We start from the raw sequence: 7,533 nt of genomic DNA, 5'->3' as shown, positions 1-7,533 counted from the left end.
CGCCACAGGCGCGGCCGCGACGTGCGCGTCATCGCGCAGAGCGGTACTGCTCCGTCAGCGGGCACTGGAACGGGTCGCGGGCCGCGAGGCCGACGGCGTTGAGGTGCCGGATGACGATCCCGTAGGACTCCAGGAGCGAGGTCTCGGTGTAGGGGATGCCGCGCTCGGCGCAGAACTCCCGGACCGTCGGCTGGACGCGGCGCAGGTGGGGCCGCGGCATGCTGGGGAACAGGTGGTGCTCGATCTGGTAGTTCAGGCCGCCCATGAAGAGGTCGGTCAGGCGACCGCCCCGCACGTTGCGGCTCATGAGGACCTGCCGGCGCAGGAAGTCGATGCGGGCGTCGCGGGGGACCAGCGGCATGCCCTTGTGGTTCGGCGCGAAGACGGCGCCCATGTACAGGCCGAAGAGGCCCAGCTGGACCCCGAGGAACGCGAACGCCATGCCGACGGGCAGCACCCAGAACACGAGCGCGAGGTACCCGCCGATGCGGGCGGTGACGAAGGCGATCTCGACCGGGCGCCGCTTGACCGGCCCTCGCCCGAAGATCGTCTTGACGCCGGAGATGTGCAGGTTCATGCCTTCGAGCAGCAGCAGCGGGAAGAACAGCCAGCCCTGGCGCTGCGTGAACCACCCGACGAGCCCGGAGCGCGGCTCCTTGAGGTCCTCGGTGTGGAAGACCAGGGCGCCGGTGCCGATGTCCGGGTCCGCGCCGATCTGGTTGGGCTTGGCGTGGTGGCGCGAGTGCTTGTGCTGCCACCAGCCGTAGCTCATGCCGGCGTAGAGGTTCGCGATCACCAGGCTGGCCCAGTCGTTCCAGCGTCCCGAGTCGAAGATCTGCCGGTGGGCGGCGTCATGACCCAGGAACATCACCTGCCCCAGCACGAGGGCGAGCAGCGCCGCGGTGACGAGCTGCCACCAGGACGGCCCGCCGATGACGAGCGCGGCGACCAGGCCTGCGAGGAGCAGGGTCAGCACGACGAACCGCGTCCAGTAGTACGCGTGCCGCCGGCGCAGGAGTCCCGCCGCCTCGACCGTACGGCTCAGTGCCGTGAAGTCGCTGACCACGCGCTCACGCACGCGGGCGCCCTCGTGGACGGCGGTCGCCGGCATGTGCTGCATGTCCACTGCGCCTACCTCGTCCACGTCGTCGTCGCGAGGCGTCCGAGGCCTCTGGGGACAGGGGAGCACTGGGCAGGCATGTAGCCCTCCTTCGGGTGCGTGTGGCGACTCTGGGGCGCCGGACGGTCGTCATCGTCCGTGACGTCGCCTGATGGTACGGGTGGACATGCCCGGCGGCCACAGTCGGCGGCCGACGCCCGCGCGCCGTCACGGGCGCGCCGCGCGCACACGTCCGGGGACCCGGGTGTCCGATTCGGCGGGGACCCGAGCACGCCGGCTCGCGGCCCGTGTGCATGCGGCCGGGAGCGGTCGGAGAACCGCGTTCTGACATAATGCACATTATCGGCGTTACGGGACGGAGGTCGGGAAGGGGTCGTCCGAAGCAGCAGCGCGGTGCGTCCTGCACGACGCGCACCGGCGTGGACGGGCGTGCTGCTCACCGCCGACCGTCCGCCGCGGGCACCGAACCGACCACAGGCCGTCCGGTGGGTCGGCCGACCCACAGATGTGCCGTCGCCGCGCCGTCGGCCGGACGCTCGGCACCACGCTCGAGCCATGGACCCCGACAACTCACCCGGATGGGCCGCACCCGGGCCCGACGACGACCTGCCGGCGGTGCCGGCGTACCCGCTGCGCGACGTCGACGACGTGCTCGAGGTCATGCTCTCGCTCGTGGGCCCGGAACGCGCCGGGCCGCCCGCGCTGTGGCTCGTGCTGCTCGACGCCGCGGGCATGATGCTGCCGGTCGTGCTGCCGCTGGTCGGGATCCCGCTGCAGCCGGACCCGGTGCAGGTGCGTCAGGTCGTCGTCGCGATGGGCGACATCGTGGCGCACGACGCCCCGGGCGGCTCGATCGCCGTGGCGATCGTGCGCGCCGCGGGCGGTGACCGTGGTGCGTTCGAACGTACGTGGGAGCACGCGCTGCGGGTGGCGGGCGACGACCTGGGCGTGCGCGTCAGCGCGGTCGTCGCGATCGGCGAGCACCGGGCGCGCGTGCTCGCGCCGTGACGCGCGTGCCGTCCCCGTCAGACGGGTCCTGCTCAGACGGGTCCCGGTGCGGCGTCGTCGATCGCCGCGAGCTGCTCGAGCGTCGGCTCCCACAGAGCCGCCGCCACGTTGGCCCGCACCTGCTCAGGGGTCCGGGCGCCGGAGATGATCGACGCGACCGCGGGCTGGGCCGCCAGGCCGCCGAGAGCGACGGTGGGCAGGTCGACGCCCCACGCGTCGGCGAGCTCCGCCAGGGCCTCGATGCGGTCGAAGTCGGCCGCGGCGAGCCGTTGCGGCATGCGCGACAGCCGGCTGCCCTCGGGGGCCTGTGCCCCCCGGCGGTACTTGCCCGTCAGCAGGCCCGAGGCGAGAGGCACGTACGGCAGGATGCCGACGCCCACGTGCTCGGCGGCGGGCACGAGGTCGGCCTCGATCCCCCGGTCCAGCAGGTTGTACCTGTTCTGCGCGGAGACGAACGGGGACGTCCCCGCCGTACGGGCGGTCCAGTCCGCGTCGACGACCTGCCAGGCCGCGAGGTTCGAGGACCCGAGGTAGCGGACCTTGCCCTCGACGACGAGCTCGTGCAGCGCGGCGAGGGTCTCCTCGACGGGCGTCGCGAGGTCCGGGCTGTGCAGCTGGTAGAGGTCGACGTGGTCGGTCCCGAGCCTGCGCAGGGACCCCTCGATCGCACGTCGGACGTAGCGGCGCGACCCGCGGGCGCCCCAGTCCGCCCCGTTGAGGCCGCCGACGTCGAGCCCGAACTTCGTCGCGATCACGACGTCGTCCCGCCGCCCCTTCAGCGTCGCCCCCAGCAGCTCCTCGCTCTGCCCGGGCACTCCCCCGTACACGTCGGCGGTGTCGAAGAGCGTGACGCCCGCGTCGAGCGCCGCGCCGACGACGTCCCCGACGTGCTCGGGGGCGAGCGTGGCACCGAACGTGTTGCACCCCAGGCCGGCGGTCGAGACGGTCAGGCCGCTGTCGCCGAGACGGCGGAAGGTCATGGTCATGCGCACCAGCCTAGGCACGCGTCATGACCCCGCCGCGCGGCACCACCCGACCGGACCACCGTGCGGACCAAATCCGGGTGGATCGGCCGCGTCGCCCCGTCCTGGCGCGCGACGCGCCTGCGTTCCTGCCAAAGTGTGTGTTCACCAGACCTTCACGGCAGGCCGGAACATCGGGGTGCCCGGCCACGTTGGACTGTCAGGCAGTAGAACGATTCGACTCACGATCCGGCGGGGCTCGCACGCTCGAGCCACCGGGACGACACGGCACGGAGGTCCACCATGGCCAACAGGTCCCTGCGCGGCATGCGCATCGGGTCCCACAGCATGGAGACCGAGGAGGGCGTCGACTTCGCCCCTCGGCTCCAGGCGCACTACGACTGCCCCAACGGGCACACCATCATCCTGCCGTTCTCGGTGGAGGCCGACGTCCCCCTGGTCTGGGAGTGCCGGTGCGGCGCCGAGGCGCTCCTGCGGGACGCCGCGCAGCCCGAGGCCAAGGCGGGCAAGCCCCCGCGCACGCACTGGGACATGCTCCTGGAGCGGCGGACGGTCAACGAGCTGCAGGAGCTGCTCGACGAGCGTCTCGGCCTGCTGCGCGCGGGCAAGCTGCGCCGCAGCGCCTGATCTCCGGCACGTTCCTCGTGCCTCGACGACGCCCCGGTGGTTCTCCACCGGGGCGTCGTGCTGTCCGGGCGCGGACGCCGCGCGGGAGGGCTCAGGCGGGCCCGTCCGGGCGCTGGTCGCGCGGCAGCCGTGCCGCCCCGACCATGCCCGCGAGCACGATCCACACGGCGAGCAGGTCGACCGTGAGCGCGGGCCACTCCCCCGCACGCGTCGCCGGCGTCAGCGACTGCCGCAGCGGCAGCGTGGCGATCATCTGGTCCGCGGTGAACAGCTCGGTCCGCTGCAGGACGGCCCCGTTGGGCGCGATCATGGCGCTGACCCCGACGGTCGAGATCTGGACGGTGGCCCGGCCGTGCTCGATGGCGCGCAGCCGTGACATCGCGAGCTGCTGGGTGGACTCGTCGGACCAGCCGAAGGACGCGTTGTTGGTCTGCACGACGAGCACCTCGCCACCCTCGGCGACCGCCTCGCGGACGATCGCGTCGTAGGCGACCTCGAAGCAGATGACGTCGCCGACGACGACGGTGCGACCCAGCCGCGGCGAGTCCACCGGCACGACGCCGGGCTCCGTCCCGGGGAGCATGTCGCGCGTCACGAGGTCGACCGCGTCGGAGAAGTGCCGGACGAACGAGCGCATGGGGATGTACTCGGCGAACGGAGCCGGACGCTGCTTGGAGTACGTCGCGACCGGCCCCACGCCCGGCTGCCACAGCACCGCCGTGTTGTAGCGCCCGCCCTCCGGCGGGTACTGCACGGTGCCCACGAGCATCGGTGCGGCGACCTCCTGCGCGACGCCGTCGATGAGGCGCGCGGCCTCCTCGTCGACCTGCGGGTCGATGTCCGTCCCGTTCTCGGGCCACAGGACGACGTCCAGCGCGCCCGGCTCGACGCGGTCGAGCAGCGCGCGGGTCCCGGCCACGTGGTTGTCGAGGACCTGGCGTCGCTCGCCGAACGCGTCGAGCCGCCCGGGCTCGGGCACGTTGCCCTGCACGGCCCCGACGCGCAGCGTGCCGTCCTGGGCGACGGTGTCGAGCGGGATCAGCAGCGAGGCCACGACGAGTGCGCCGGCCGCGGCGAGTGCGCCCACGGTGCGTCCCAGCCGCACCTGGCGGGCGGCGAGTGCGGCACGCGCGAGCAGGACGCCCAGCGCAGCGACGACGGCGCTGAGCAGCGGGGTCCCGCCGAGCCACATGAACGCCGCGAGGGGTGAGTCGGCCTGGGAGAACGCGAGCCTGCCCCACGGGAACCCGCCGAAGGGCCATGCCGAGCGCAGCTCCTCCGCCGCCACCCAGAGCAGCACGAACGCGAGGAGCTGCCACCACCCGCTGCGCCACACCGCGTGCCCACGGCGGGCCCACGCCCAGGCCGCGCCGAACAGGGCGACGTACGACGCCTCGAGGACCGTCAGCGCGAGCCACGGCACCGGGCCGACGGCGTCGTCGGCCCACGTGATCATCGGTCCGAAGCACGCGAGGCCCCACACGAGCCCCACGAGGGCGTTCCAGCGGGCGGAGTCGCGGCGCAGCGCCAGGTACAGCAGGGCGATGCCGACGGGCGCCAGGGGCGACCACCCCGGATCGGGGAACGCGAGGCGGGTGATCCAGCCACCCGCGGCCGCGAGGACGATCGTCAGCCAGCGGGCGGACGGTGGGAGGGGCACCGCAGCAGGGTACGTCAGCACGGTGGGCGTACCGCTCCCCCGCTGCCGGGGGGCGGTACACCGGACCGCACGGCCGGCCCGACCGACCGGCCCGCGCGCCCTTCGTACCGGCGAGGACGAGGCCTGCCGTTTTCTGTTGAGCGCGCGGACCCGGTCGGAGCTCGGACCGTGCGACACCGGTCAGCGGTACGTGTGGGTCCCCCTCCGGTGCCCGCAACGACGGGCCACTGCGAAACTACCCCGCTCACCCACCCTGTCAAGGGCACGTCCGGGCTGGTCAGCGAGATCGATGCAGGCCAGTGCGTCCGCTTCGTCCGCTCGGGGATCGTCTCACCCGGCGTGTCGCCCGCGTGTCGCGATTCGGGGCGTCTTGGACGTTTCGCCGCGGTCCGCGGACCGCGCTGTTTTTCACCCGCGGCGGGTCGGCGACGTCCCTCAGCCGAGCACGTCGTGCAGCACGATGCCGGCGCGCGTGGTGCGCAGGCACCGCGGGGCGGGCTCGTCGGGGCCCAGGTCGGGCAGCAGGGGGCTGCCCGCGCGCGGGTCGGCGCTCCACGACGACGTGCGCGAGGCCTGCACCACGAGGTGCTCGGCCTGCCACACGGCCAGGTGCGCGGGTGCCCCCACGCGCAGCTCACCGGCCCCGCTGTGGTCGAGCCCGGCCAGGCGCCACCCGCCACGCGTCGCGGCCCGGAACGCGGCCCGCACGGAGATCCGCTGGTCGACCTCGTGGTGGGCCGACGCGCCCCGCACACCGGCCCACGGGTCGAACGGCGTCACGGGTGCGTCGGAGCCCAGCGCGAGCGGCACCCCGGCGGCGGCGAGGTCGGCGAAGGGGTTCAGCGCGGCGGCGCGGCCGCGGCCCAGCCGGGTGGCGTACATCCCGTCGGGGCCACCCCAGGCCACGTCGAACGCGGGCTGGACGGACAGCCGCAGGCCGAGGAGCACGATCTGCGCCAACGAGTGGGCGTCGACCATCTCGGCGTGCTCCACGCGGTGCCCCGCGGCGGCGATCGCGGCGGTGCCCTCGACGTCCGCGGCGGCCCGCAGTCCCAGCAGGAGCTCGTCCAGGGCGCGGTCACCGATGACGTGGAAGCCCGCGTGGCTGCCGGCGCGCGTCACCGCGGTGACGTGGTTGGCGATCTGCTCGGCCGACAGGTGCAGCGTGCCGGACGTGCCGGGTGCGTCGGCGTACGGCTTGCGCAGGGCGGCGGTCCGCGAGCCGATCGAGCCGTCGACGTTGAGGTCGCCGCCGATGCCCGTGAGCCCGGGCAGGTCGGCCAGCAGCGCGCGGGCGTCGTCCACGGTGACGCACGCCTCGGCGCGGTAGCCCACGACGAGCGGCAGACCGGACGCCGCGTCCGCGGTGGTGGCCAGGAGCTCGCGCAGGCCGTCCCGGGTGTCGACGTGCGGCGCGGACTGCTCGTGCACCGAGACGATGCCGGCTGCGGCCGCGGCGGCCAGTGCGGCGCGGTACAGGGACGTGCGCTCGGCGGGGGTCACGGCGCGCGCCACCTCGCGGGCGGCGTGGTGGGCCGCGCCGGTCACGCGGCCGTCGTCCGACCAGCCGGGCAGGTGCCGCAGGCCTGCGAGGTCGGCCAGCGCGCTGGAGACGACCGCGGAGTGCACGTCGACGCGCGCGAGGTAGACCGGCAGGCCCTGACCCGCGGCATCGAGCTCGTGCCGGGTCGGCGGCCGCCCCTCGGGCCACGCACCCTCGTCCCACCCGGTGCCGTGCACGACGCGGCGGTCGCCCGGGCCACGCGACGCGGCCACGCGCGCGACCGCGTCGAGCGCCGCCGCGAGGCTCGGCGCTCCCCCGGCGGGCGTCAGGTCGAGCCCGTCGGCGGCCAGCGCCGTCTCGAGCAGGTGCACGTGCGCGTCGACGAACCCGGGTGCGACGAGCGCGCCCTGCAGCTCGACGACCTCGTCGACGCCGGCGACGAGCCCGTCGGCGGTGTCGTCCGAGCCCATCCAGGCGACGACACCGTCCTCGACGAGCAGCGCCTCCGCGAAGGGGTCGGCGGGAGAGTGCACGACACCGTGCCGGTAGAGGGTCGAGGTCACATCGGTCCACGATAGGGCCACCGGACGGGTGATGCCCCCGCCGCCGGACGGTCGTCCGGCTCGCACGG

6 protein-coding genes are annotated in these 7,533 nt (G+C 74.3%); 2 read left to right on the top strand and 4 right to left on the bottom strand.

Going from position 1 to position 7,533, the window contains the following annotated elements:
- Window positions 1-28: 28 nt before the first annotated feature.
- Window positions 29-1,120: a fatty acid desaturase family protein gene (locus H9657_RS01170; protein WP_191779938.1), complete on the bottom strand. Its 1,092-nt coding sequence runs from the start codon at window positions 1,118-1,120 to the stop codon at window positions 29-31.
- A gap of 555 nt (window positions 1,121-1,675) precedes the next feature.
- Here H9657_RS01170 and H9657_RS01165 point away from each other — a divergent pair.
- Window positions 1,676-2,128 (top strand): hypothetical protein, encoded by a 453-nt coding sequence (locus tag H9657_RS01165; protein WP_191779492.1) that lies wholly within the window; start codon window positions 1,676-1,678, stop codon window positions 2,126-2,128.
- Between the two features lie 32 nt (window positions 2,129-2,160).
- Here H9657_RS01165 and H9657_RS01160 read toward each other — a convergent pair whose 3' ends face one another.
- Entirely contained in the window at window positions 2,161-3,108 is a 948-nt protein-coding gene (locus tag H9657_RS01160; RefSeq protein ID WP_225214444.1) for an aldo/keto reductase, read from the bottom strand.
- Between the two features lie 285 nt (window positions 3,109-3,393).
- Between H9657_RS01160 and H9657_RS01155 the strand changes: the two genes are divergently transcribed.
- Window positions 3,394-3,738: an RNA polymerase-binding protein RbpA gene (locus H9657_RS01155; protein ID WP_191779488.1), complete on the top strand. Its 345-nt coding sequence runs from the start codon at window positions 3,394-3,396 to the stop codon at window positions 3,736-3,738.
- A 91-nt stretch (window positions 3,739-3,829) separates the two neighbouring features.
- Here H9657_RS01155 and lnt read toward each other — a convergent pair whose 3' ends face one another.
- Both lnt and H9657_RS01145 read right to left on the bottom strand, forming a co-directional pair.
- Entirely contained in the window at window positions 3,830-5,398 is a 1,569-nt protein-coding gene (gene lnt / locus H9657_RS01150; protein ID WP_191779486.1) for an apolipoprotein N-acyltransferase, read from the bottom strand.
- Between the two features lie 435 nt (window positions 5,399-5,833).
- A complete protein-coding gene (locus H9657_RS01145) occupies window positions 5,834-7,465 on the bottom strand; it encodes an amidohydrolase (RefSeq protein ID WP_191779484.1) in 1,632 nt (543 codons plus the stop codon).
- Window positions 7,466-7,533 lie beyond the last annotated feature (68 nt).

This window comes from Cellulomonas avistercoris (genome assembly GCF_014836445.1).
Lineage (GTDB): Bacteria > Actinomycetota > Actinomycetes > Actinomycetales > Cellulomonadaceae > Cellulomonas > Cellulomonas avistercoris.
This window is presented reverse-complemented; position numbering and strand designations above follow the sequence as displayed.

Excerpts from the sequence above, each read along its gene's own strand:
- H9657_RS01170 (WP_191779938.1), bottom strand. The coding sequence starts at position 1,120 with ATGCAGCACATGCCGGCGACCGCCGTCCACGAGGGCGCCCGCGTGCGT.
- H9657_RS01165 (WP_191779492.1), top strand. The coding sequence starts at position 1,676 with ATGGACCCCGACAACTCACCCGGATGGGCCGCACCCGGGCCCGACGAC.
- H9657_RS01160 (WP_225214444.1), bottom strand. The coding sequence starts at position 3,108 with ATGACCTTCCGCCGTCTCGGCGACAGCGGCCTGACCGTCTCGACCGCC.
- H9657_RS01155 (WP_191779488.1), top strand. The coding sequence starts at position 3,394 with ATGGCCAACAGGTCCCTGCGCGGCATGCGCATCGGGTCCCACAGCATG.